The following is a 25,002-nucleotide window of genomic DNA, read 5'->3' on the forward strand; positions in this document are numbered from 1 at the left end:
CGGCGGCGGGCCTGTCCCGGCTGATGCCCGCGATCAGCCGCCCAGCTTCTGGATGGCATGGGCCTTCGTCGCGAAGGCGACGTTCTTCGTCTCCATGTAGAAGTCGAAGGACCAGTCGCCGCCATCGCGGCCGATGCCCGAATTCTTGACGCCGCCGAACGGCGTCGGCAGATGGCGCACGTTTTCCGAGTTCACCCAGATCATGCCGGCCTCGAGCGCGTCCGAGAACCGGAAGGCGCGGGTGACGTCCGACGTCCACAGATAGGCCGCGAGGCCGTAGCGGACGTCGTTGGCAAGCGCCAGCGCCTCGGTCTCGCCCTCGAAGGGGATCGCCGTCAGCACCGGGCCGAATATCTCTTCCTGGGCGACGCGCATGCCGTTGTTCGCGCCGGCGAACAGTGTCGGCTGCACATAACAGCCTCCCCCCGGGCCCTCGGCCTTGCCGCCGCCGGCCATCACCGTCGCGCCTTCCGACCGGCCGACCTCGATGTAGTCGAGCACCTTCCTCTCGTGCACCGGATGGATGAGCGGGCCGATCACCGTTTCCGGGTCGAGCGGATGGCCTATCCTGATGCGCTTGGCCTTTTCAGCGACCAGCGCGGTGAACCGGTCGTGGACGCCCGCTTCGACGAGCAGCCTCGACGACGACGTACAGCGCTCGCCGTTCAGCGAATAGATCATGAAGACGGCGGCGTCGGCGGCGCGTTCGAGATCGGCATCGGCGAAGACGACGACGGGATTCTTGCCGCCGAGCTCGAAATGCACGCGCTTCAGCGTATCAGCGCCCTGCTTCATGATCAGCGAGCCGGTGCGGCTCTCGCCGACGAAGCCGATCGCCTTGATCAGCGGATGCTCGGTGAGCGCGCGGCCGGCCTCCTCGCCGAAACCGTTGACGAGATTCCAGACGCCCTTGGGCAGCCCCGCCCCCTCCGCGATCTCGACCAGCAGCCTGGCCGTCAGCGGCGAAAGCTCGGCAGGCTTGTGGACGATGGTGCAGCCGGCGGCGAGCGCCGGAGCGATCTTCCAGGTCGACAGCATGAAGGGCGTGTTCCACGGCGTGATGATGCCTACCGGGCCGATCGGGACACGGGTCGTCATGTTGACCTGGCCCTCGGCGCGCAAGGCCCTGCCGTCGCGCGCCTCCGGCGCCTTGTCGGCGAAGAAGCGGAAATTCTCGGCGCCGCGCAGCGCCGCCTTGGACATGAACTTCAGCGCCTGGCCGGTGTCCATGCATTCGACGAAGGCAATTTCCTCCGCACGCGCCACGATGGCGTCGGCGATCGCGTGCAGCACCGCCTTGCGCTTCTCGCCGGGCATCGCCGTCCATTCCGCGAACGCCGCCTTCGCGGCCTTTGCCGCCCGGTCGACGTCGGCGGCCTTGCCGCGCGCGACCGCCGCCAGCGGTTTCAGGTCGATCGGCGATATGGTCTCGAAAACGGAGCCGTCCTCAGCGGGCACATCCTCGCCGCCGATGCGGTTGAGCACGCCGCGCTCCCGGAAGCCGGCGAGATAGTTTTCCGCCCTGGAGAGGTTCTCTTGCAGCTTGGACATCGTCTGTTTCCTGACTGGCCCCGGCGACGGAACCTACCTGCCGCGCAGGCGCTGATGGATGGCGTTGCGCTTCCAGCTCAGATCGGAATCAATCTCCCGGATCTCCAGCGAGAGCGCGAAGTGCGGGCTGGCGAAGAGCGACTCCAGCACATCCTGCGCCGTCCGGAAAATCGCCTCGCCCACCTGCCTGCATTCCTCGATCGTTCGGCCCTTGCCGATGCGGAAGTTGAGATCCACGAAGGCGTTCTCCGGCAGGCGGTCGGCGATCGCATAGTGGTCCGCACGCAGGGCACGGACACGCACCGCGCCAACCTCGAACAGGCCGGACGCCAGCACGGTCGCCAGCAGCCGGTCACACAGGCCGGCGATGTCGGCGCGGCCGTCGAGATTGGCCGAGTACTCCACGATCAGATGCGGCAAGGTTCCTCCCGTGCGGCTTTATACTTAACGTGTTAAATAGATGACGGGTTGTCAAGCGATTTCTCGCGCGGAGCGCCCGACCGGGAAGGTCAGCCGCCAAAACTTCCGGCCTGGGTCGGAACATGCACGTAGTTGCGGTCGAAATAGAGCAGCGCATGGCCGTCCCGGCGCGAGCGGATGCCGACCACTTCGCCGATGAAGATGTTGTGCGTGCCGACCGGCCGGGCTTCGGCAAGCCGGCAGTCGAAGGAGACGATCGCATCGGCAAGGGCCTGATTGCCCGAGGGAAGGTCGATCCACTCGGCGGCCGCGTAGCGGGCCTCCATGTCTGACCGCTGGCCGGCGAAATAGCCGGCGAGTTCCTTGTGCTCCTGCGTCAGCACGTTGACACAGAAGCGGCGGTTCTCGACGAACAGACTGCCTTGCGCCGAGCGCATGTTCATGCAGACCAGCAGGGTCGGCGGCTCGTCGGTGACGCTGCACATGGCGGTCGCCGTGAAGCCGCCCCGGCCGGCCGCCCCGTTGGTGGTGACGACGTTGACGGGCGCGCAGACCCGCGCCATGGCGTTGCGGAATTCGGCCCTGGTGGCGGTGTCCATGGCCGCCGCCTCATTCGGCGGCGTCGCGGACGGGCGATGCGTCGCCGAGCGGCGGCAGCCAGGTGTCGCCGGTCCAGCCCTTCTCGTCGTAGTCGGCCATGCACCGGTCGACCAGCGCCTCCATCTCCTTCAGCCGGCCGCCGCGCTCCGCGCCCTTCAGCACCTGCAGACGGACTTCCTCCGGCGCGCCGGCATAGTTGAGCTCGTAGAGGGCATGGCGCCCGCCGAACTCCGTGCCGGTCGCATCCCACAGCAGCTTCATGATCTTGATGCGCTCGACATGGCCCATGTCGTTGGAGCCGCGCACATATTGCGCGAGATAGCGGTCGATCTCGGGATTGTCGAAATCGCGCGCCGAGGACGGCAGGTAGATGAGACCCGAGGCGATCACCCGGCGGACCGTGTCGACGACGCGCGGATAGGCTTCCGACATGAAGGTGCGATAGGAAAGCGCGGCCTCCATGTTCGGCAGCACCGCGCCGTTGGCCCAGGGTTGCGGATTGCGCGCCATGGCGTGCGAAAAGCTCCAGAACATGTGCCGGAGCGCGATCACTTCGCCGAGCGCCGCCTGGTTGCCCCGGAAGGCGTCGCCGCCGGTGGCGCGCAGCGCCTTGGCGAGCAGCCCTGCGAGGAAGTCGAGTTTTACCGCGAAGCGCGTGCAGCCCTGAAAACAGTAGCCGTGCATGAAACCCGACGCCGGATGGAACGACAGGATTTTCTGCGCGTCGCGCAGCACCAGCACGTCCTCCCAGGGGATGAAGACGTCGTCGAGCACGAGGATCGCGTCGTTCTCGTCGAAGCGCGAGGACAGCGGATAGTCGAACGGATGGCCGACCGTGTTCGCCGTCTGCTCGTATGAGACCCGGCAGAACATCTTGACGCCCGGCGCGTTCATCGGGACGATGAACATGACCGACAGCGACGGATCCTCGGTCACCGTCGCCGAGCCCTGGGCCAGGAAGTTGTAGTGGGTGAGCGCCGACGAGGTGGCCACCACCTTGGCGCCCGAGACGTGGATGCCGGCGTCGGTTTCCCTGGTGATGTGGACGAACACGTCCTTCACGGCATCCGCCGGCTTGTGGCGATCGATCGGCGGATTGACGATGGCGTGGTTCATGAACAGCACCGACTCCTGGGCGCGCTTGTGCCAGGCGAGCGCATTGTCCCTGAACGGGCCGTACCAGTCGGCATTGGCGCCGAGCGTGTTCATCAGCGCCGCCTTGTAGTCGGCGGTGCGGCCCATCCAGCCGTAGGACATGCGCGCCCACTCGGCGATTGCCCCCTGCTGGGCGACGAGTTCCTCCGACGAACGCGCCACGCGGAAGTACTTGTGCGTGTAGCCGCCGGAGCCGGTGTCGGTGGGCGATGTCAGCCTGTCCCGCGCGTCTGGAGCGTGCAGGGAATCGTAGAGCCGCGCCAGCGAGCGGGCAGCGTTGCGCATCGAGGGATGGGCGGTGACGTCGGCGACGCGTTCGCCATTGATATAGACCTCGCGCCCGTCCCGGAGGCTCGCGAGATATTCCTGGCCTGTGAAGGGCCGGGCCTTGTCGCTGCGATGGTCTTCGGCGCGCATCGTTGTCTCCTCCTCTGGACCGTGCGGATGCTAGTCCCGGCCGGCGAGCGCGACCATGGACAAAGACGCAAATTCGCTGGTACTTTTTCCGGCATGTCCGCGCGCCGCGATGTCCCCGAATTCTTCGTCTATGGCGAGCCGAGCCGCCCACTCGAAGTCGGCTTCCTCCATGTCGAAACCGTCATGGAACGCAAATCCCTGCACTTCGGCCATGTCGCTCCGCACCAGCATCCATCGATGGGGCAGATCACATACTGGTTCCGGGGGAGCGGGACCTATCGCATCGAAGACGAGACTTGGAACTTTTCGGCACCGACGGTGAGCTTCGTGCCGAGCAACGTCATCCATGGCTTCGACGTCGACGTGGAGTCCGACGCCTTCGTGATATCCATTTCGGACGGCATGCTGAAGACGCTGGCGCCGCGCGTCGATCTCGGCCTCGATGCGCCGGTCTTCATCACCGGCGGCCGTGACGATGCCGGCTGGGCGGGGATCGGCGCTCTCGTCGACATGATCGCGGCCGAGTATCGGACGCATGGCCCCGCCGCCGACAAGGTGCTGACGGGGCTGATCGGCGTCGTTCTGTCGCTGATCGCCCGTCTGGGAGAAGGCTCGACCGGTCTCTCGGCGTCGCCGACCGTAGCGCTCGCGGCAGCGCTGCGGCGGGCGGTCGATCGGCATTTCCGCAAGGATTTGCCGGTCGGCGCCTATGTCGAACTGCTGGCGACCACGCCGCATCTGCTCGACAAGGCCGCCCACGAGGTCTTCGGCTCGACCGTCAAGGACATGCTGCAGAAGCGGCGGCTGCTCGAGGCGAAGCGGCTGCTGATGTTCACCATACGCCCGGTCGAGGACATCGGCCGCGAGGTGGGGTTCGGCGATCCCGCCTATTTCTCGCGCTTCTTCCGCCGGCACACGGGCGAGGCGCCGTCCGCATGGCGCCGCCGGCACCTCGAGCAGGATGCCCGCAGGCCGGCATAGACCGGCGGGCCAGGGCTTGCGGCCACTCGTGCGACCGGGGAGAGCAGCATGCCGCAAGGCCTGCGGCACGCACCGCTCATTTCCCCTCACTTTTCGCACCTGCGAAGACGGAGGTTCCGGCTCTCATTTCGAGCCATTATTTGAGACAGTATTCCTGCCCGGCGATTAGGCAGGAAAAGCGTTCCTTTGCGCAAAATGGCGGCATCGCCGATGATCCAGCCTCAACAGCAACCTGCCAGGAACGATCATGTCCGACCCGAAAAATACATATCCGCTCGCCAGCGCCGTTCCCCGCCGGACCGGCCTCGGCATGCTGGTCGCCTCCGCCGTGGCGCTCGGCAGCTTCGCATTCGCCGCGCCGGTCCTCGCCCAGGACAAGAAGGAGATCAAGGTCGGCATCATCAGCGGCGAGGACGAGGACGTGTGGCGCGTCGTCGTCGAGGAAGGCGCCAGGCGCGGCCTCACCATCGAGACCGTGGTCTTCAACGACTACACCCAGCCGAACGAGGCGCTGGAACGCGGCGAGATAGATGCCAACGCCTTCCAGCACCAGCCCTATCTCGACAACCAGATCAAGACGCAGGGCTACCACATCGTGCCGGCCGGCTATACCGCCGTGTGGCCGATCGGCCTCTATTCGAAGAAGCACAAGACAGTCGCCGAGTTGCCGGAAGGCGCCGTGGTCGGCGTGCCCAACGATCCGTCGAACGAGGGCCGCGCGCTGCGCGTGCTGCAGAACGAAGGGCTGATCAAGCTGAAGGACGGCACCGGCATCCTCGCCACCGTGACCGACATCGCCGAAAATCCGAGGAAGCTCGACATCAAGGAACTCGACGCCGGCATCGTCGGACGCTCGGTCGACGATCTCGACGCGGCGGTGGTGAACACCGACTGGGCGCTGAAGAGCGGCCTGACCCCTGACGAGCGCATCGCCCAGGAGCCGGTGGCCGACAATCCGTACCGCAACTTCATCGCCGTGAAAGCCGGCGCCGAGAACGAGTCTTGGGTGAAGACCCTGGTCGAATCCTACCAGAACGAAACGGTGAAGGCCGAGTTCGATCGGGTGTACAAGGGAACGGGCATCAGCGCCTACTGAGCGCCGATATCGCACCGGCTGCGGCGGCCTGCGTTCCACGCGGGCCGCCGACCTGTTTTTACTCGGACCTGGACGTATAATGAACGTACACTTTTCAGCAGGAGTGCCGGTGGAGCGCGCCGGGCTGCACCATGATGTCGTCCGCCTGACCGACCTGCGCCGCCGGTTCGGGCGGACGGCGGCACTCGACGGCGTCTCGCTGACCGTCCACAAGGGCGAGATTCTCGGCATCATCGGTCGCAGCGGCGCGGGCAAATCGACGCTGATCCGCTGCCTCAACGGCCTGGAGCGACCCGATTCCGGCGAGGTGTTCATCGAGGGCCGGGAGATCAGCCGGCTCGGCGAGCGCGACCTGCAGCCGCTGCGCCGGCGCATCGGTATGATCTTCCAGCATTTCAACCTGCTGTCAGCCAAGACCGTGGTGCAGAACGTCGCCCTGCCGTTGAAGATCGCGGGAATCGGCAAGGCGGAGCGCGTCCGCCGGGCCGCCGAGCTTCTGGATCTCGTCGGGCTGCCCGAGAAGGCCGGAAGCTATCCGGCGCAGCTTTCCGGCGGCCAGAAGCAGCGTGTCGGCATAGCCCGCGCGCTGGCCGCCAATCCGGCCCTGCTGCTTTCGGACGAGGCGACGTCGGCGCTCGATCCTGAGACGACGCGCTCGATCCTGGCGCTGCTGAAGGACATCAACCGCCGGTTCGGACTCACCATCCTGCTCATCACCCACGAGATGGAGGTGATCCGGTCGATCGCCGATCGTGTTGCGGTCATAGACCAGGGACGCATCGTCGAGGAAGGACCGGTCTGGTCGGTCTTTGCCGAACCGAAGTCGGAGGTCACGCAACGGCTGCTTGCCGGCATGCGTCCGCAGTTGCCGCCGGAGATCGCGGGCAGGCTTTCGCCCGAACCCGTCGGGGAGGCCGTGCTCAGGATCGACATCTTCGGCGACGCGGCGCGCCAGGCGCTGCTCTCCGACCTTGCCGGCACGCTGAAGGTGTCCTTCCGGCTGATCCACGGCGGCATCGAGACGATCCAGGGCGAGCCGGTCGGCACGCTGTTCCTGATGATCCCGGGCGGCGGCGAAGACGTGGCCAGGGTCAGCCAATTTCTTCAAGCGCGCGGCGCGCGAACCGAGGTGCTCGGCCATGTCGCCGGTGATGCTTGAACTGCTTGTCCGCTCGACCTGGGAAACCATCCTGATGACGGCCGCCTCCGGCCTGATCTCGCTGGTCGCGGGCCTGCCGCTCGGCCTGGCGCTGGTCGCCACCGATCGCGGCGGCATCGCCGAGAACCTGTGGTTCAATCGTATCCTCGGCGCCGTCATCAACGGTTTCCGCTCGGTGCCGTTCATCATCCTGCTCGTTGCCTTGATCCCGCTGACGCGGTTGATCGTCGGCACGTCGATCGGCACCTGGGCGGCGATCGTGCCGCTGTCGATCGCCGCCACGCCCTACTATGCGCGCATCGCGGAGGTTTCGCTGCGCGAGGTGGATCACGGGCTGGTCGAGGCGGCCCGCGCCATGGGCGGCAACCGCTGGACGATCATCCGCGAGGTGCTGGTCCCGGAAGCGCTGCCCGGCCTCGTCGCCGGCTTCACCGTGACGCTGGTGACGCTCGTCGGCGCGTCGGCCATGGCCGGCGCGATCGGCGCGGGCGGCCTCGGGGATCTGGCCATCCGCTACGGCTACCAGCGCTTCGAAACGATGGTGATGATCGCCGTGGTCGCCGTGCTGATCGTGCTGGTATGCCTCATCCAGTATGCCGGCGACCGGCTCGTCGCCAGGCTCGACCATCGCGCCTGACGGGCGCCGGCCGGCGGCGTGCCGTCGTCGTCTGTCACGTCACCGCCGGACGGCTGCCCTCTTGTGCTTGCGCATCCGCGTTCGCTATCAGCGTCGCAGATCAAGAAGGGCGAAGCGGCATGGACAGTCTGGTTGGAAAAGTCGCCTGGGTCACCGGAGCGGGCAGCGGCATCGGACAGGCGGTCGCCACCGCGCTGGCGGGCGCCGGCTGCGTCGCGGTGCTGACGGGTCGGCGCCAGGAGGCGCTGGAGCAGACAGCGGAGAAAATCGCCGCCAGCGGCGGAACGGCCGTTGCGCGGGCCGGCGACCTGACGCAGCCGGACACGGCGGGCGCGATCGTGGGCGAGATCGAGGAGCGGTTCGGGCGCCTCGACATCCTCGTCAACAATGCCGGCGGCAACATCGCCGAAAGGGCGTGGCGGGACCTGACGACGGACAGCATCGATTCGCTGATCAACGGCAACCTGTCGGCAGCCTTCTACTGCGCGGCGGCCGCGATGCACCCCATGCGCCGAGCCAAGCAAGGGCTGCTGATCCATACCGCTTCGTGGGCGGGAAAATTCATCCACCCGGTGAGCGGGCCCGTCTATACGGCGGCCAAGCACGCCGTCGTGGCGATGAGCCAGAGCATCAACATGGAGGAATACCGCAGCGGCATCCGCTCGACCGCCATCCTGCCGGCCGAGGTGGCGACGCCGATCCTCGACAAGCGCCCGCAGCCGCCGAGCGCGCAGGAGCGGGCCGAGATGCTGCAGCCGGAGGATCTGGCCGAGCTCGTGCTGTTCCTCGCCACGCGGCCCGCCTCGGTCTGCCTCAACGAGATCGTGATCAGCGCCCGGCTGAACAAGTTCTACGAACGGTGATCGCATATCCCGTCGGCCGCCGCGATCGATCCTTCCGATGGCAATCGCATATGGCGAGCGGCTCGCGCCCCCACCCCTAACCCCTCCCCTCAAGGGGGAGGGGGATTTTGTGGTCGCCATGCCGAGCGAAATCGCAACCGATTCACGTTTGGCGGAACCGCGGCAAGATCCCCCTTGAGGGGTGGGGGTAAGTTTGTATGCACGCTCGCCGGCTCAAGCCGGCGAGCGGGCGATCAGCTCGGCGGCGCGGCGGCCGATCATCATGCAGGTCGGGGCGATGTTGACGCTGACCATGGTCGGCATGATCGAGGCGTCGGCGACGCGCAGGCCCGGCACGCCGATGACGCGCAGCTCGGGATCGACCACAGCCCGCGGGTCGGCCGGATCGCCCATCCGGCAGGTACCGGCGGGGTGATAGCCGGTCGTCACCGTTTCGCGCACGAAATCGGCGATTTCCTCGTCGTCCCGGCAGTCCGCGCCGGGAGCAAGCTCGGCGCCGGCCCAGCCCTGCATCGCCGGCGCCGCGAACAGCCGGCGCGCGGCTTTGACGCCGCCGACCATGATGCGCATGTCGTAACCGTCGGGATCGCTGAAATAGGCCGGATCGACGGCGGGATGATCGTGCGGGCCGGGCGACGAGAGGCACACGCTCCCCTCGCTTCTCGCCCGGTTGACCGTGAAATAGGCGGCGAAACCGAAAGGGGCGGATGGATAGCCGGCCGGTGCCGTCTGCTGCTCGAACAGCTCCGGTCCGAGCTGGATCTCGATGTCCGGCCAGGGCGCATCCGGCTCGACGCGCTCGAACAGGACGCCCGCATAGTTCCAGACCTCGTCGCGCGCCAAAGGCCGCGTCGCCGCAATATTCACGCAGGCGGCGGGGTGGTCGAGCAGATGGCGCCCGACGCCGGGAAGGTCCCTGCGCACCTCAAGTCCGAACTCGCGCAGATGATCGGCCGGGCCGATGCCCGACAGCATCAGCAACTTCGGCGTCTCCAGCGCGCCGGCTGACAGCACGACCTCGCGGCGGGCGCGGATCGGTCCGCGGCTGGTCTCGACGCCGGTCACTTCGTTGCCGGGCCCGAACAGCAGCCGCTCCACCGCGGTCTCCGTCAGCACGGCGAGATTCGCCGGAAGGGAGGACGGCGGCCGCAGGAAGACGACCGACGTCGACTGGCGGTACGCTCCGGACTTGCTCATCCGGTAGTCGCCCATGCCGATATCGAAGGGGGTGCTGAAGTCGATGCGTTCGAAGCCGGACTGACGCGCCGCGTCGAACAGCACGCGGTGCGAATCGAGGTCGGCCGCCTGGGTCTCGACCTTGACGCTCGCCTCGAGCGCCTCGAAATGCGGAAGGATCGCGTCGGGTCCCCATCCCAGCGCGCCGGCGGCGGCCCAGTCGTCGAAATCGCTGGCCGGCGGCCGGAACCAGATGCAGGTGTTCTGCGAGGTCGAGCCGCCGAGCACGCGGCTCACCGGATAGCTGAAGCGCCCGTTTCCCCGTGTCGGCGGCACGATCGCGATGCGCGTTCCGAGCGGGCCTGCGGGAACCTCGCGGTAGCGCCGGAAATCCAGCACCTCGTCCTTGTCCGCATCGCTCGGACCGATCTCCAGCAGCGCCACGCTGGCGCTCGTCCTCTCGGCCAGCGTCCTGGCGAGCACCGCGCCGGCGCCGCCACCGCCAACCACGACATAGTCGAATTCCAGGCTGTCCATCGCCGATCTTGCCGCCTGCACCAGCCTATTTTCCGCCGCGCCGGCGCGCGAACTCTTCGCTGCGCACCCGGTCGAAATCCGTCGGCTGGCCGGTGCGGGCCGTCAGCCCGCCGTCGGCGACCAGTGCCGCGCCGGTGACGAAGGAGGCCTGGTCGGAGGCCAGGAACAGGATAGCCTCGGCAAGCTCCTCCGCCCGGCCCATACGGCCGAGCGCGCTGGCCTGGTCGTATTGCTCGAAGGCTTCCGGCGGCAGCGTCGCCAGCATGCGCTCGGAGGCGACAGGGCCGGGACAGATGGCATTGACGCGGATGCCGTTCAGCCCCTCCTCCCATGCCAGCGACTGCGTCAGCGAGATGATGCCGGCCTTGGCCGAGTTGTAGGCGGCCCAGCCGGGATCGCCGCGCAGGCCCGAGATGGAGGCCATGGTGACGATGCTGCCCCTGCCCTGCCGGCGCATCATCGGCAGCACCTCCTGGCAGGCGACCAGCGTGCTGCGCACGTTCAGCCGGTAGAGCCTGTCCCATACGGACAGATCGATGTCGGCGACGAGGCCTGGCGCGCTGCCGCCGGCGATGTTGATCAGCACGTCGACGCGGCCGGCCGCCGCCAACGCGGTCTGGAGGGCGGCGCGGAACTTCTCCTCGTCCAGCACGTCGGCCTCGAGCGCGGTCACTTTCGCGCCGGAGCCCGACAGCTCCTCGGTCAGCGCCTGTGCCACATCCGCCTTGACGTCCAGCGCGAAGACGGCCGCGCCTTCCGCCGCGAGCTGGCGCACGCAGGCGGCGCCCATGCCATCGGCGCCGCCCGAAACGATCGCGACCTTGTCCTGGAACCGAGCCATGGTCCCGCTCCTCTCTGTGAAACGCGCCATGAAGCGCCGGATTCGTTTGTCCGGAACCGCCGGACGGCTCATGCGAGCAATGCAGATAATTCCGAATATCGCAACAGGCTTCCAGGGAATGCTACGCTGGTCCGCCCCCGCGCCATGAAGGCAGTCGCCCGGCAGTTCCCGTTCCCGCCGTCACGCTCGGCCGAGCAGGACGGCGGCGGCCGCCCGTCCGAGGGCGAGCGAATGCCGAGGGTACCATATGCCCGGCGCGCCCAGCGCGTCGCGGTAGCGGCCGATCGGCAGTTCCAGCGTGATGGCGGCGGCGCCGAAGCGGCGCTCCACCGCCGGCGCGCACATGCCCGCAAGCAGGTCGGGCGACGGCGGCTCGCTCCAGGGATAGCGCCGGCCGAAAGCCACGTCGGAGGAGAACTCGGCCAAGCCATGCTCGAAGTCTTCGCGCAGGCGGGAGAGCCGCTCGGGCGTTTCCATCCATTCGTCGAGCACGTCGAGATAGACAGTGCCCATCTCGAAATCGGTATGGACGTCGAGCAGCACGTCGACGCCCCTGCCCTCCATCGCGTCGAGCAAAGTCGCGACCTCCGGGCACGCGGCACGACCTTCGCCCCAATGGCGGTTGGGGTCCTGGCCCAGCGGGTTGGTGCGGAGAAATCCGCGGCGCATGCCGCCCGGATTGGCGATGGGGACGACGTGAAATCGTTTCCCGGCCAGCAGCGTCTCGTCCTGCAGCAGCGCTTCGACAAGCCCGTCGGCGAACCAGAGCGCCGGGTGCTCGCTGCCGTGCTGGCCGCAAACGATCCATATCTGCCGTGCCGATGCGTCGCCACCGAGAGCGAACCTCGCCGCGCGCCCCGCCTTCGTGTCCCCCGGCACGACCTGGCCGGCGGGACTGGCGGCGACCCGCTGCGCAAGCCTGGCAAGCCGCGCCTGCCGATAGGGCGGAAACAGGGCATAGGACACGACCGAACCTGGAACGGCATGCGAAAAGGTGACGATGCCGTCCGCATGAGCGGCACGAAGCGGCCTCCACCGTCCGCCGGCGGGCTGGACCCAGACGATGCAGTCCTCCCAGCCACGCGGATAGCTCGACGCGCCCGTATTGACGATGCGGATGGGCACAGCACCGTCGGCGCGGACGCGGAAATGAAACCACTGATACGCGCCGGTCAGCGGATCGGGCTCGATCTCGACGTCGAGGGAGTTGCCGTCGAAGGGGACGGCCAGCCGGCCGTTGCCGGAGGGGGAGGCGCCAAGCAGATCCGCGAATGGTTCGACCGTCATGCTCTCGTCTCCCTCACCTCTCCGCACGTCCGGCGTCTCAGCCGGGCGGCCCGCCGTCGCGACTGTAATCCTTCCGTCGAAACCGCATTTGGTCGGTTTTGCCATGTTTGCCGCCAACAAGAGCAATTCCATTGTGGCATGGCATGCCGTTGAGGACGGTTTGGCTTAACAGTCGAGGGCTTGCAATTGTATCAAAATAAAAAACCGTATTCCAAATACTGAGATTCTGGGCTAGCGTCCCCAGCCAGGGAACAGACGCAGCCGCCATCGTCGGCGCAGGTGATCACGCCTCGAATGGAGCACTGAGAGATCACGCAAGTCGCGCGGCGCGGAGCCGCCGAGCTCAAGGGGGTTGCATGTACGGGAAAGACATTCTTCGGCTGTCGCGCCGCAAGGTTCTGGCTTGCACGGGGGCGGCTCTGGCGGCCGGCCCGCTTTCGGTGGCCCTGCATGTGCCGAAGAGCTGGGCGCAGGCCAAGACGCTGCGGATCGCGGCGGGAGAGGCCGACGGCGCCACCGGCACCATGGATCCGGCGCAGAGCACGGCCGATCCGGATGCCGCCCGCATCAACCTTGTGTTCGAGCGCCTGACCGTGCTCGACGACGCGTTCGCGGCCGCGCCGCAGCTTGCAAAGTCGTGGGAATCCAACGCCACCGGCGACGAGTGGACGTTCAAGCTGCAGGAAGGCGTGAAATTCCACGACGGCGAGGCGTTCACGGCCAAGCACGTCGTCCACACCTACAAGCGGCTGCTCGATCCGAAGACGGCGTCGCCCGGCGCCTCCTCGATGGCGGCGATCGATCCCGACGCCATCGCGGCGCTCGACGACCACACGGTCCGCTTCAAGCTGAAGACAGCCACCGTCGAGTTCCCGGCGCTGATCGCCAACCGCTTCACCTACATCCTGCGCGAGGGCCAGCCCGAGTCGGAGTTGCGGACGGCGGGCATCGGCACCGGGCCGTTCAAGGTCAAGCAGTTCGTGCCGGGCGAGGACGTCAGCACGTTCGTCAAGAACGAGAATTACTGGCGTCCGGGCCTGCCCAAGGTGGACGCTGTCGAGCTGCGCGCCATTCCGGAGGAATCGGCGCGTATCGCGGCGATCGAATCCGGGCAGATCGACCTCGTCTGGGATCTCGGCCGCGCCGGCGTCGCCGGCCTGCAGAAGAACCCCGACATCAAGGTGGTGACCACGCGCTCGCCCTTCGTGCTGACGCTGAGCTGCTGGGCCGACACGCCGCCCTTCGACGACGTCCGCGTGCGCCAGGCGATGAAATACGTCGTCGACCGCGAGCAGATGCTGCAGCTGGTGCTGCGCGGCTACGGCAACATCGGCGACGACAATCCGGTGGCGCCGTGGATCGAGTACGCGCTGCAGGCCGAGACGCGGGCGCGCGACATCGAGAAGGCAAAGGCGCTGCTGGCCGAGGCCGGCCATCCCGACGGCATCGACATCGAGCTCTTCACCTCCGAGACGACGCCCGGCTTCATCGAGATGGCGACGCTCTACCAGGCCATGGCTTCGGAAGCCGGCATCCGCGTCACGCTCAACAAGGCCCCCGCCAACGACTACTGGAGCGCGGTGTGGCTGAAGCAGCCCTTCGTCTGCTCGTCCTGGTCGGGCCGCGGCGCCGACGACGCGCTCGCCGCGCCCTATCTGTCGACGTCGGACTGGAACGAGACGCACTGGAAGCGCCCCGAGTTCGACGCCTTCATCAACGAGGCGCGTGCCTCGACGGACGTCGCCAAGCGCACCGAGCTCTACCAGAACGCCCAGCGCCTGCTGCGCGAGGACGGCGGCGCCATCATCTCGATCTTCCCGGACGCGCTGTCGGCGACCCGCGCCAACATCTCCGGCTGGAAGCTGCATCCGCAGCAGTCGACCAAGGATTTTTCCGAAGTCGAGATCGGCTGACCGTCGCCCATGTCGAGACTGGTGCTGACACGGATCGGGATGGCTTTGATCAGCCTTCTCGCCGTGTCGGCGATCATCTTCTGGTGCGTCGAGCTGCTGCCGGGCGATGCCGCCGAGCGCATCCTCGGCCGCAACGCCACGCCCGAGTCGCTCGCGCTGCTGCGCGAGACGCTGAACCTGCACCTGTCCGCGCCCGAGCGATACCTGACATGGCTGTCGAACCTGCTGTCGGGCGATTTCGGCACCTCGCTGGTCGCCGACCGGCCGGTGCTGGACTACATCGCCTCGCGCATCGCCAACACCGCGCTGCTGTCGGGCTTCGCGCTCATCCTCTACATCCCGATCTCGATCGCGCTCGGCGTGATCACCGCCATCAACCGCGGCAGGATGGCCGACCATGCGATCTCGGTCGTCGTGCTCATCTTCATGTGCCTGCCGGAATTCGTCATCGGCATCCTGCTGATCTCGATCTTCGCGATCAAGCTGGCCTGGCTGCCGCCGCTCGCCCTGATCGGCCAAGCGAACGGCTTCGGCGACCTGCTGCGGCTGATCGCCCTGCCGACCATCACCATCGTGGCGGCCATGTCTGCCTATGCGGTGCGCATGATGCGCGAGAGCCTGATCGAGGTGCTGGACTCCAGCTACGTGCTGATGGCGCGGCTGAAGGGGCTGCCCACCTGGCGCGTGCTCCTGTTCCACGCCCTGCCCAACGCGCTCGGGCCGGCGATCAACATCACCGCCCTCAACGTCGCCTGGATGATCGGCGGCGTGGTGGTCGTCGAGGCGGTGTTCGAATTCCCCGGCATCGGCCGGCTGATGGTGGATTCGATCAGCCACAAGGACGTGCCCGTCATCCTCGCCATCAGCATGGTGATGACCGGCGCCTACATCGCGACCAACCTGATCGCCGATGTGCTCGTCATCCTGCTCAATCCGAAGCTCCGCTAGGATGAGCGTGCAGCAACAGGATGCCGGGGCGCCGCGGGCGAGCTTGAGGCTGGCCCGTCCCGGCCTGTCGGCAAGCGGCTGGGTCGGCGCCGCCATCATCCTCGTCTATGTCGTGGTGGCGCTGACCGGGGCTGCCTGGGCGCCCTATGGCGCGACCGCGATCCTGACGGGCAGCCCGTTCGAGGGCGCCTCGCTGCAGCATCCCTTCGGCACGGACAATCTCGGCCGAGACGTGTTCAGCCGCGTCGTGCTCGGCACCCGCTCCGTTCTGACCATGACCTTCGCCGCGACCTTGCTCGCGGTGGCGGTCGGCGGCCTGATCGGCATCGTGTTCGGCTACCTGCGCAACTGGGTCGACGAGATCGGCATGCGCATCATCGACATCCTGATCAGCATTCCGACCCTGGTGCTGGCGCTGCTGATCATCAGCGCGGTCGGCAACAGCCTCTGGCTGGTGGTGCTCACCGTCGCGTTCCTGTTCGCCCCGCGCGTGGCGCGCGTGGCGCGGGCGGCGACGCTCACCGTCGTCACCAACGACTATGTCGCGGCGGCGCTGGCGCGCGGCGAATCCACGCTCAGCATCTGCCTGCGCGAGATCCTGCCCAACATCACCGGCGTCATGCTGGTCGAGTTCGCCATCCGCTGCGCCTTCGCCATCATCTTCATCGGCTCGCTCGGCTTCCTCGGCTTCGGCGCGCCGCCGCCGACGCCCGAATGGGGCCTGATGATCAACGAGGCGCGGGCCAACGCCACCAACTCGCTGTGGCCGGTGCTTGCGCCCGCCACCGCCATGGCGGTGCTGGTGATCGGCATCAACCTGTTCGCCGATGGCCTCTCCCGGCTGATCGACCGTCCCGGCCAGCGCAGCGCGGAGGCGAAGTGACAGCCTCGCAGCAATTCGTCGCGCAAGTGAAAAACCTGTCGGTCGACTATCACGGCGACCGCGGATGGTCGCGCGCCGTCGACGGCGTCTCCTTCGAGATCGCCAACGGCGAGGCACTCGGGCTCGCCGGCGAGTCGGGCAGTGGCAAGACCACGGTCGCCTACAGCCTGATGGGCGAGCGGCGCGGCGCGAGCAGCGTCGGCGGCGGGCAGGTGCTGTTCCGCGGCCGCGACATCTTCGCGATGCCGGAGCGCGAGCTGACCACGATCCGCGGCCGCTCGATCGGCTTCGTGCCGCAGAACCCGATGGCCAGCCTGACGCCGTCGATGAAGGTCGGGCACCAGATCGGCGAGATGCTGACGTTCCATTCGGTGCCTGTGCCGCAGGGAACGCAAGCCCGCGTCGCCGAGCTGCTCGACTCCGTCGGCATCCCACAGCCGGCCAAGGCGGCGCGGCGCTACCCGCACGAGCTGTCGGGCGGCCAGCAGCAGCGCGTCGCCATCGCCATGGCGCTCGCCTGCCGCCCCGACCTCGTCGTCCTCGACGAGCCGACGACCGGCCTCGACGTGACGACGCAGAAGCGCATCCTGCAGCTGCTCGCCGAGCTCAAGCGCGAGACCGGCGTGTCGATGCTCTATGTCAGCCACGACCTCGCCTCGCTCGCGCAACTGTGCGAGCGGGTCGCTGTCATGCAGAAAGGCAGGCTGGTCGAGGCGGCCGACACGGCAAGCCTGTTCGAGCGGCCCCAGCACGACTACACGCGCAAGCTGATCGCCGCGATCCCGCGCATCGACCGGCCGCCCGCCGGCCACCCTGGCGCGACCCCGGCCGGTGAGGACGAGGCGCCGAACCTGCTCGAGATCGAAAATCTTCGCGTCAGCTATGCCCGCCGCGGCCTGCTCGGCTTCGGCAAGTTGCCCGCCGGCGCCGACACGGTGAAGGGCGTCAGCTTCAGCGTCCAGCGCGGCCAGACGTTCGCGCTGATCGGCGAGAGCGGCAGCGGCAAGTCGAGCATCGCCCGCGCCGTGGCCGGCCTGGCGCGGCCGCGCCTCGGCACCATCCGCTTCGCCGGCACGCCGCTGGCGGCGCTGGCGCGGCAGCGGCCTCTGCATCTGCGTCAGAAGATCCAGATCATCTTCCAGAACCCGGACAGTTCGCTCAACCCGCGCAAGACGGTGCGCAGCATCCTGTCGCGGCCGCTCGGCATGTTCGGCCGGCTGGACGCCGCCGGGCGCGAGGCGAGGGTCGCCGAACTCTTGCAGGCGGTGCGCCTCGACCCGGCCTATGCGGACCGCCGCCCGCACCAGCTCTCGGGAGGCGAACGGCAGCGCGTGGCGATTGCCCGGGCGCTCGCCGCCGATCCCGAGCTGATCATCTGCGACGAGATTCTTTCGGCGCTCGACGTGTCGGTGCAGGCGAGCATCCTGCAACTGCTCGAGACGCTGCAGCGCGAGCGCGGCCTGACCTACCTGTTCATCTCGCACGACCTGGCTGTCGTGCGCTGGTTCGCGCAGCAGATCGGCGTGCTCAGCCGGGGCGCCTTCTGCGAGATCGGCGACACCGAGACTACGCTGAGCGCGCCCTCCAGCCCCTACACCATGCAATTGCTCGACGCCGTGCCGCGGATCGGCGCAAGCCCGGCAGCAGCGGCGTCCGAGCCCGAACGGAGACCCTGATGGAAGCCAAGAGAAGCGTGCCCTACGCCCGCACCGAATTCGCCAGCCTGACCGGCGTGCCGCCCTATGCACGCACCGGCATGCGCTCGCGCGCCGGCCTGAAGCGCACGGCCTTCTATCCGACGATCGGCGCCATCGCGACCGACTTCAAGCTGCACAACACCTATCTCAAGCCCGACCAGTTCACCGACGCGGTCGAGGAATACTGGGCCTGCCGCAAGGTCGCCGGCCTGTGGGACGTCACCGGCGAGGAGATCATCGAGATCGCCGGCCCCGACGCTCTGCCGCTGCTGGACAGCCTGGTTCCGCGCGACCTGACGCGCATGAAGGACGGGCAGTGCTACTATGCCATCATGTGCTACGACTTCGGCGGCATCGTCGAGGACGCCGTGCTGGTGCGCTTCTCCGCCGAAAAATTCTGGTGGATCGGCGGACCGGGGAACTCCGAGCTGTGGATCTACGCCCACGCGCAGGGCAAGCGCGTGACGGTGACAAGCCACCTCGACACCATCCATGTCGCCAGCATCCAGGGCCCGCAATCGCGCGACATCCTGCAGAAGGTCTGCGCTGCCGACCTGTCGCGCGTGCCGTTCTACTGGTCGGTGGAGACCGAGGTCTGCGGCGCACCGGTCGTCATCTCGCGCACCGGCTACACGGCGGAGCTCGGCTACGACATCTACGTGCCGGTCGGGCACGGCGCAAAAATGTTCGCCGAGCTGTGGGACCATTGCCGTCCCGCCGGTGTCAAGCTGGCCGGGAGCCGCGCGCTCAACCTGCGGCGCATGGAGGCGTCGATCCTCAATTTCGGCCACGACTTCGACTGGCAGCACAATCCGACCCAGGTGGGGCTCGGCTGGATGATCAACGAGAGCAAGGGCGGCTACCGCGCCAGGGACCTGCTGGTCAGAGTCAAGCAGGAAGGGCCGGCGACGCAGCTCGCGGGCCTCAGCCTCGCCGGCCCGGAGGTCCCGATCGACGGCGACCGCGTGACGCTGGACGGCCGCGACGTCGGCTTCGTCACCTCGGCGACGCTGTCGCCGCAACTCGGCCATCCCATCGCCATCGCCTTCCTGGAGACGCCGGCCACCGGCCACGGCACCGCCCTGCGGGTAGTGGCGGGTGATCGCAAGCTCGCCGCGACGGTCGTGCCGATGCCGTTCTTCGACCCGGAGCGCAGGCTTTCCAAGGTGTGATGCGGGAACGAGGGCGCTGGAGGCGGGCTCTTCGTGTCAGAGCGAGGCAAAGCCGGCATCCGGGCTATTCGACGGTGGCCGCCTTGCGTGCCCGGGCGGCCGTCTTCCTCGGCGCGACCGTCGCAGCGACGGCCGTCGGCTCCACCACGCCGAAGCCGAGATCGGCCTCGATCCGCCGACCTGCGGTGAGGACGGCGCGGATGGTGGCGTCGATGTCGCGCTGGCGCATGCGCTCCTCCGGGCCGGCGACGCCGATGGCGCCGATGACCTCGCCCGACGGGCTGCGGATCGCCGTGGAGAAGCCGAGCACGCCGGCACGGTACTCGCCGCACGTCTCGGAGTAGCCGCGCTGGCGGATCAGCTCGAGGTCGGCGCGAAGCTCAGCCGGGGTGCGCACGGTGTTCTCGGTGAAGCGCTTGAGATTGCCGCTGACGCGGCGGATCGTCTCCTCCGGCAGGTAGGCGAGCATGGCCTTGCCGGTCGAGGAGCAATAGGCGGGGGCACGGTCGCCGACATTCACATAGGTGCGCACGGCATGGATGCCGTCGGCCTTGTCGAGGTAAAGAACCCCCTCCCCGTCGAACACCGAGAGATGCGTGGTCTCCTCGGTGACTTCGGCCAGCTCGCGCAGGTGACGGGCGGCATAGGCCCTGAGATCGAGCCGGGAATAGACGCGCACGCCGAGCTCCCACAGCCGCAGCGTCGCCTTGTAGGTGCGCGCATCCGCGTCGCGCGCCACGTAGCCGCATTCCTCGAGGGTGCGCAGCAGCCGGTGGACGTTGCTCTTGCTCATTCCGCATTCGGCGGCAAGATCGGTCAGCGTGCGGCTCCCCGGGCTGCGCGCCAGCGCCTCGAGCACCTTGAGGCCTTTGACGACCGTGGTTTCCATCCCGTTCTCCCGACCTCGGCTTCGGCAAACCGTGCCCGGTTCTTCAACCGGCACGGCCGCTCATCCGCTTCCTGTCGAAAGGCTGTAGCGCGGCCCGCGAAAAATTCCAATATTTGAAACGAACCTTCAGTTTCCGCACGCAGCGAATCGACGCGGCAGACCAGTTCGCGGCGTCTCGCCGGCCCCTTCACCTGCCCCTTCGCCCGAGCCTTCCAAGGACGACCCGCGCCGCATTGTAGCCGGGCACGCCAGTGACGCCGCCGCCCGGATGGTTGGAGGCGCTGCACAGGAAGAGGTTTCGCACCGGGGTGGAGTGATCGGCGAAGCGTGGTACGGGGCGGCGGAAGAAGAGCTGGCTGAGCGTCAGGTCGGCATGGTGCGGATTGCCGCCGGGCAGGCCGAACTGCTCCTCGTAGTCGGCGGCGAGCATGACGTGCTTGTGCAGGTAGGTGGCCGGCCAAGTCGGCGCGAACGCCGCGATCGTCTCCAGCACGCGCCCCACGACCGCCTGCTTCGTCGCCTCGCCGTGGTCGGCGCCCGGACCTGAGGGGATGTGGCCGCCATAGATGCTGAGCAGGTGATGACCTTTCGGGGCGAGCGATGGATCGACGACGGACGGTGCCTGGACGGTGAGATAGGGCCGCCGGGACGGCTGCCCCGCCTGAAGATCGGCAAAGGCCTGTTCGAGATAGGCGACGCTCGGCGCGATCGTCACCTGGGACGGATCGCCCTGGCCGTATCCGGAGGCCTCGATGCCTTCCCATTTCGGCAACTCCTCCACGGCGAGATGCACCTTGAAGGCCGTCGCCTGGCCGCCGAAGCCGCGGATGCCGCGCAGGAATTCCGTGGGCAGCGCCTTCTCGTCGACGAGGTTCAGGAAAGTGTGCCTGGCCGAAGCGTTCGAGACGACGAGCTTGGCACGGACCTCGTCGCCGTTCGCCAGCACCACGCCCTCGGCCCTGCCGTCGGCGACGATGATGCGGGCCACCTCCGCATCGACCCGCGTCTCCATGCCGAAGCGCGCGCCGGCGCGGGCGATCGCCTCGCTGACGGCTCCCATGCCGCCGCGCACCAGCCCGGTGCCGCCGGCGGGCGTGGTGTTGTCGCGCAGATAGCCGCGCAGCAGGAAATAGGCGGTGCCCTCGGTATGGAAGCCGACGCTCTGGCCCGAGCCGCCGGCGGGGTAGTAGCCGAGGATCGCCTTGACCGCATCGGACTCGAACCAGCGGCCGAGATAGTCGTAGGCACTCATGGTCAACAGGTCGGCCACGTCGTGGAAGCGGCCGACCATGCCGCGGTTGCGCCACGCGAACATGGCCATGTCGCGCAGATTGCGCGGCCCGAGCACGCTCGGATCGAACGGGATCTCCCACATGAGTTGCCGGAAGATCGGCCCGAGCCGCGCCAGATGGTCGAGATAGTCCGGATAGGCCGATGCGTCCTTGCCAGAGAACCGCGCGAACTGCTTGGCCAGGCGGTCGGTCTCGCGCCAGAGCACTATCGGACCGGCGCCCTCAATCGGCTGGACGATCGGCGGCGTCGCCAAAACCTCGTAGCCGAACTTCTGCAATTCGAGGTCGAGGATCACCCGCGGCTGCAGCAATCCCAGCATATGCGCGGCGGTGCTGACCTTGTAGCCCGGCCAGACCTCCTCCGTCACGCAGGCGCCGCCGAGCAGCCCGCGCTTTTCGACCACGCAGACCTTCAGTCCGGCCTTGGCCAGATAGGCGCCGCAGACGAGGCCGTTATGTCCGGCCCCCACGATGACGACGTCATGCTTCATGCTGGTTTCTTGCTCTCGCTCGCGGCTGATCCGGCGTGACGGTCACAACATCGCGCCGCGGTGAAGTCCCATGCCGGGGATCACTTCAACGGATGGGATTTGTTCCGAATAATGATATACTGTCGTGTATGTTGACATTTTTGGCGACCAGGTGCTAGCTCTTTCTCCCGTGGCGCCCTTGTCTTCGGCGTCTTCCGTGAGCACTTGAACCCGGCATGCGGCGGGCGACCCATCCGCGGATGGCGACGCGCCACGGGACTTGCAACGCTGCCGCCGTCGGCCGAAGGAAGGACATCGCCATGACTGCGAGACGCAACCGGCCGCAGGGCTTCTCCACCCGGGCGATCCATCTCGGCTACGATCCCGCGGAGCATGACGGGGCGCTGACGCCACCCATCTACATGACCTCGACCTTCGCCTTCGAGACGGCCGAGGCAGGGTCGGAAATGTTCCGCGGCGAGCGCGCCGGTTACATCTACGGGCGCACCCGCAACCCCACCCAGACCATCCTTGAAGAGCGCATGGCGAGCCTGGAGGGCGGCGAAGCGGCGATGACGGCGGGCTCCGGCATGGCCGCCATATCGAGCGTCATGCTCACCATCCTCAATCCGGGCGACGAGGTGATTGTCGACCACACGATCTACGGCAACACCTTCGCCTATTTCACCCAGGCGCTCACCCGCTTCGGAGTGATCGTCCATCTCGCCGACTTCACCCGGCCCGAGACGGTGGCGGAACTCGTCGGCGAGAACACCAGGGCGGTCTTCTTCGAGACGCCCGCCAACCCGAACCTGCGCGTCATCGACATCGCAGAGATCGCGCGCATCGCCGGCCGCGCCGGCGCGGTCGTGATCGTCGACAACACCTTCGCGACGCCGGCGCTGCAGCGGCCGCTGGAATTCGGCGCAGACGTCGTCGTGCATTCGGCCACGAAATATCTGGGCGGCCATGGAGACCTGCTCGGCGGCATCGTGGTCGGCACGGCCGACATGATCAAGCAGGTGCGGACCACCGGCCTGCGCTGGATGACGGGCGCGACGCTGTCGCCCTTCAACTGCTTCCTGCTGCTGCGCGGGCTGAAGACCCTGGAGCTTCGTCTGGAACGGCATTCGGCCTCGGCCATGGCGGTCGCCCGGCTGCTGGAAGACCATGGCAAGGTCGCCAGCATTTCCTATCCGGGGCTGGAATCCTTCCCGCAGTTCGACCTCGCCAGGCGCCAGATGTCGGCGCCGGGCGGGCTGATCGCCTTCGAGCTCGACGGCGGCATGGACATGGGCATGGCGTTCATGAACAAGCTGTCCCTCGTCACCCGGGCGGTCAGCCTCGGCGACACGGAAACGCTCATCCAGCATCCCGCCTCGATGACCCACGCGACCTACGGCACCGAGGAGCGCGCCAGGCACGGCATTGGCGACGGCCTGCTGCGGCTTTCCGTTGGGCTGGAAAACGTCGACGACATCCTCGACGATCTCGACCAGGCGCTGAACGCGCTCTGAACCGGAACGGCCGTCAGCCAATCGCCGGCGACGGCAAGGGCGTCGCGGCCGGTGACGGTGAACCCATCGACACGAAGCGCTCAGCCGCCGTCTCCAGGGTCGGCGACCGGTGGCATGATCGAAGCCAGGATCATTTTTCCTCCTCCTTCGGCTGTCGGGACATGCTCGCGGTGCGCGAAAATCGGTCGAGGTGAAACGCCGCCGGGTCGACGCAGGGCGGCTCGCCGCAGATCATCTCGGCCGCAAGCCTTCCCGCCCCCGGTCCGATGCCGAAGCCGTGGCCGGAAAAGCCGGTCGCCATGAACAGGCCGGAGACGGCGGTGACCGGACCGATCACCGGCAGCGCGTCCGGCATGACGTCGATCAGGCCGCCCCACCGGCCGGCAATGCGCATGCCGGCGAACAGCGGATAGGCCTCGGCGATTTTTTGCGCCGCCTCCCTCAGCACCCAGCCGGCCGGCTCGGGATCGGCGATGCGAACCTGCTCGAACGGCGTGATCTCGTCCGGCTGCCAATGCCGGGCAAGGCGCGCCTCCTCGACGAAGCGGCGGCCGATGCGCAGCCGCAGGCTGCGCAGGCCGGCTGCGAAGGCCGGGCGGAAGTCGGAGAGCAGGCGGAAACTGTCGGGAACGATGTCGAAGATCGTCGCGTCGGCCTGCGAGACGATGTAGCCGCCGTCGCGCCGCTTGCGCCAGCCGAAGCGCCGGCCGGCGACCGAGACTTCCGGCCCGCCCGGCAGGGGATGCGTGCGCATCACCGAGCCCATCACCTTGAGCTGCGGCAGGTCGATGCCGAGATTGCCGGCGAACAGGCGCGACCAGATGCCGGCGGCCAGAAGCACGGCGCCGCAAGCGATCGGCCCTCTTTCGGTCACGACCCCGGAAAGCCGTCCGCCCTGCGTTTCGATGCTCCTGACCGCGCATCCGGAGTGGATGGTCGCGCCGAAAACCCTCGCCGCCTCGCCGATCGCAGCCGTCGCTCTGTCCGGCTCGGCCCCGCCGTCGGACGCGGTGTAGAGACCGCCCCGCCCCGGCTGCGCGCCGCCCGGCACCAGTTGCGCGGCTTCCGCGGCGGTGACCATCCTGCTGTCCAGCGCATGCGGCCGGACCGAAGCGAGCCATGCCTCATAGCCCGCCTCGTCGTTGCGGCTGCGGCCGCCGAGATAGAGGATGCCGGTGGTGCGGAAGCCGGTGTCGAGCGCCCCGAACACGGCCGGGTCGCGCCAGTCGCGCATGCTCTGCCGCATCAGCGGGATTTCGGCGGGATGGCGCAGCGTGTTGCGGCACCAGCCCCAGTTGCGCCCCGACTGCTCGCCGGCGATGGCGCCCTTCTCGCAGAGCGCTACCGACAGCCCGCGCCGCGCCAGATGCCACGCCGCCGACACGCCGACGATGCCGCCGCCGATGATGACGACGTCGGCTGACTTCGGCAGGGCGGCGTCCGGTGCGACCTGGCGCAACTGCAGGGCGTAGCGTGAGGCGTCGAGGTCGCCCATGCCGGC

22 protein-coding genes are annotated in these 25,002 nt (G+C 67.9%); 11 read left to right on the plus strand and 11 right to left on the minus strand.

Annotated features, from left to right (window positions below):
- Nucleotides 1-33: 33 nt before the first annotated feature.
- From hpaE to C7I84_RS31000, 5 genes are all read right to left on the minus strand, one after another.
- Nucleotides 34-1,551, minus strand: a complete 1,518-nt coding sequence (hpaE, locus tag C7I84_RS02010; protein WP_106770484.1) for a 5-carboxymethyl-2-hydroxymuconate semialdehyde dehydrogenase — start codon at nucleotides 1,549-1,551, stop codon at nucleotides 34-36.
- A gap of 33 nt (nucleotides 1,552-1,584) precedes the next feature.
- A complete protein-coding gene (locus C7I84_RS02015) occupies nucleotides 1,585-1,971 on the minus strand; it encodes a 5-carboxymethyl-2-hydroxymuconate Delta-isomerase (RefSeq protein WP_106770485.1) in 387 nt (128 codons plus the stop codon).
- A gap of 89 nt (nucleotides 1,972-2,060) precedes the next feature.
- Nucleotides 2,061-2,570 (minus strand): flavin reductase, encoded by a 510-nt coding sequence (locus tag C7I84_RS02020; RefSeq protein ID WP_106770486.1) that lies wholly within the window; start codon nucleotides 2,568-2,570, stop codon nucleotides 2,061-2,063.
- 10 nt (nucleotides 2,571-2,580) lie between these two features.
- Nucleotides 2,581-4,143 carry a 4-hydroxyphenylacetate 3-hydroxylase N-terminal domain-containing protein gene (locus tag C7I84_RS02025; RefSeq protein ID WP_106770487.1) on the minus strand — a complete coding sequence of 521 codons (1,563 nt, stop codon included), beginning with the start codon at nucleotides 4,141-4,143 and terminating at the stop codon, nucleotides 2,581-2,583.
- A gap of 30 nt (nucleotides 4,144-4,173) precedes the next feature.
- Entirely contained in the window at nucleotides 4,174-4,356 is a 183-nt protein-coding gene (locus tag C7I84_RS31000) for a hypothetical protein (RefSeq protein WP_245428286.1), read from the minus strand.
- Nucleotides 4,357-4,380: 24 nt separating this feature from the next.
- Between C7I84_RS31000 and C7I84_RS02030 the strand changes: the two genes are divergently transcribed.
- The 5 genes from C7I84_RS02030 to C7I84_RS02050 all read left to right on the plus strand — a co-directional run bounded on the left by C7I84_RS02030 (nucleotide 4,381) and on the right by C7I84_RS02050 (nucleotide 8,879).
- Nucleotides 4,381-5,124, plus strand: coding sequence for a helix-turn-helix domain-containing protein (locus C7I84_RS02030; RefSeq protein WP_245428287.1), 744 nt, complete (start codon nucleotides 4,381-4,383; stop codon nucleotides 5,122-5,124).
- A gap of 247 nt (nucleotides 5,125-5,371) precedes the next feature.
- Nucleotides 5,372-6,220, plus strand: coding sequence for a MetQ/NlpA family ABC transporter substrate-binding protein (locus tag C7I84_RS02035; RefSeq protein WP_106770489.1), 849 nt, complete (start codon nucleotides 5,372-5,374; stop codon nucleotides 6,218-6,220).
- 79 nt (nucleotides 6,221-6,299) lie between these two features.
- Nucleotides 6,300-7,379 carry a methionine ABC transporter ATP-binding protein gene (locus C7I84_RS02040; protein WP_106770490.1) on the plus strand — a complete coding sequence of 360 codons (1,080 nt, stop codon included), beginning with the start codon at nucleotides 6,300-6,302 and terminating at the stop codon, nucleotides 7,377-7,379.
- Entirely contained in the window at nucleotides 7,360-8,016 is a 657-nt protein-coding gene (locus C7I84_RS02045; RefSeq protein ID WP_106770491.1) for a methionine ABC transporter permease, read from the plus strand. The genes C7I84_RS02040 and C7I84_RS02045 overlap by 20 nt, the downstream gene beginning before the upstream one ends.
- Nucleotides 8,017-8,135: 119 nt before the next feature.
- Complete coding sequence (locus C7I84_RS02050) at nucleotides 8,136-8,879, plus strand: SDR family oxidoreductase (RefSeq protein ID WP_106770492.1); 744 nt, start codon at nucleotides 8,136-8,138, stop codon at nucleotides 8,877-8,879.
- A 213-nt stretch (nucleotides 8,880-9,092) separates the two neighbouring features.
- Here the strand turns inward: C7I84_RS02050 and C7I84_RS02055 are convergent, their stop codons facing one another.
- From C7I84_RS02055 to C7I84_RS02065, 3 genes are all read right to left on the minus strand, one after another.
- Nucleotides 9,093-10,613 carry a GMC family oxidoreductase gene (locus tag C7I84_RS02055; RefSeq protein ID WP_133170046.1) on the minus strand — a complete coding sequence of 507 codons (1,521 nt, stop codon included), beginning with the start codon at nucleotides 10,611-10,613 and terminating at the stop codon, nucleotides 9,093-9,095.
- 4 nt (nucleotides 10,614-10,617) lie between these two features.
- A complete protein-coding gene (locus C7I84_RS02060) occupies nucleotides 10,618-11,433 on the minus strand; it encodes an SDR family NAD(P)-dependent oxidoreductase (RefSeq protein ID WP_165815946.1) in 816 nt (271 codons plus the stop codon).
- Between the two features lie 180 nt (nucleotides 11,434-11,613).
- Nucleotides 11,614-12,720 carry a M14-type cytosolic carboxypeptidase gene (locus tag C7I84_RS02065; RefSeq protein WP_106770495.1) on the minus strand — a complete coding sequence of 369 codons (1,107 nt, stop codon included), beginning with the start codon at nucleotides 12,718-12,720 and terminating at the stop codon, nucleotides 11,614-11,616.
- A 356-nt stretch (nucleotides 12,721-13,076) separates the two neighbouring features.
- Between C7I84_RS02065 and C7I84_RS02070 the strand changes: the two genes are divergently transcribed.
- The 5 genes from C7I84_RS02070 to C7I84_RS02090 are packed head-to-tail and all read left to right on the plus strand — an operon-like array spanning nucleotide 13,077 to nucleotide 19,333.
- Nucleotides 13,077-14,633, plus strand: a complete 1,557-nt coding sequence (locus C7I84_RS02070) for an ABC transporter substrate-binding protein (RefSeq protein ID WP_106770496.1) — start codon at nucleotides 13,077-13,079, stop codon at nucleotides 14,631-14,633.
- Nucleotides 14,634-14,642: 9 nt separating this feature from the next.
- Nucleotides 14,643-15,581 carry an ABC transporter permease gene (locus C7I84_RS02075; RefSeq protein ID WP_106770497.1) on the plus strand — a complete coding sequence of 313 codons (939 nt, stop codon included), beginning with the start codon at nucleotides 14,643-14,645 and terminating at the stop codon, nucleotides 15,579-15,581.
- Between the two features lies 1 nt (nucleotide 15,582).
- Nucleotides 15,583-16,464: an ABC transporter permease gene (locus C7I84_RS02080; RefSeq protein ID WP_165815948.1), complete on the plus strand. Its 882-nt coding sequence runs from the start codon at nucleotides 15,583-15,585 to the stop codon at nucleotides 16,462-16,464.
- Nucleotides 16,461-18,140 carry a dipeptide ABC transporter ATP-binding protein gene (locus C7I84_RS02085; RefSeq protein WP_165815949.1) on the plus strand — a complete coding sequence of 560 codons (1,680 nt, stop codon included), beginning with the start codon at nucleotides 16,461-16,463 and terminating at the stop codon, nucleotides 18,138-18,140. The genes C7I84_RS02080 and C7I84_RS02085 overlap by 4 nt, the downstream gene beginning before the upstream one ends.
- Nucleotides 18,140-19,333 (plus strand): aminomethyl transferase family protein, encoded by a 1,194-nt coding sequence (locus tag C7I84_RS02090; RefSeq protein WP_106770500.1) that lies wholly within the window; start codon nucleotides 18,140-18,142, stop codon nucleotides 19,331-19,333. Before C7I84_RS02085 ends, C7I84_RS02090 begins: the two co-directional genes overlap by 1 nt.
- 64 nt (nucleotides 19,334-19,397) lie before the next feature.
- On the opposite strand, the gene C7I84_RS02095 is transcribed toward C7I84_RS02090, so the two are convergent.
- The gene (locus C7I84_RS02095; RefSeq protein ID WP_106770501.1) at nucleotides 19,398-20,222 is read right to left on the minus strand and encodes an IclR family transcriptional regulator; all 825 of its coding nucleotides are present in this window, start codon (nucleotides 20,220-20,222) and stop codon (nucleotides 19,398-19,400) included.
- A gap of 187 nt (nucleotides 20,223-20,409) precedes the next feature.
- Nucleotides 20,410-22,005 carry a phytoene desaturase family protein gene (locus C7I84_RS02100; RefSeq protein WP_106770502.1) on the minus strand — a complete coding sequence of 532 codons (1,596 nt, stop codon included), beginning with the start codon at nucleotides 22,003-22,005 and terminating at the stop codon, nucleotides 20,410-20,412.
- Between the two features lie 299 nt (nucleotides 22,006-22,304).
- Between C7I84_RS02100 and megL the strand changes: the two genes are divergently transcribed.
- Nucleotides 22,305-23,501: a methionine gamma-lyase gene (gene megL, locus C7I84_RS02105; RefSeq protein WP_106770503.1), complete on the plus strand. Its 1,197-nt coding sequence runs from the start codon at nucleotides 22,305-22,307 to the stop codon at nucleotides 23,499-23,501.
- Between the two features lie 130 nt (nucleotides 23,502-23,631).
- Here megL and C7I84_RS02110 read toward each other — a convergent pair whose 3' ends face one another.
- A complete protein-coding gene (locus C7I84_RS02110) occupies nucleotides 23,632-24,996 on the minus strand; it encodes an NAD(P)/FAD-dependent oxidoreductase (RefSeq protein WP_106770504.1) in 1,365 nt (454 codons plus the stop codon).
- Nucleotides 24,997-25,002: the final 6 nt, after the last annotated feature.

The organism is Kumtagia ephedrae (genome assembly GCF_003012745.1).
Taxonomy (GTDB): domain Bacteria; phylum Pseudomonadota; class Alphaproteobacteria; order Rhizobiales; family Rhizobiaceae; genus Kumtagia; species Kumtagia ephedrae.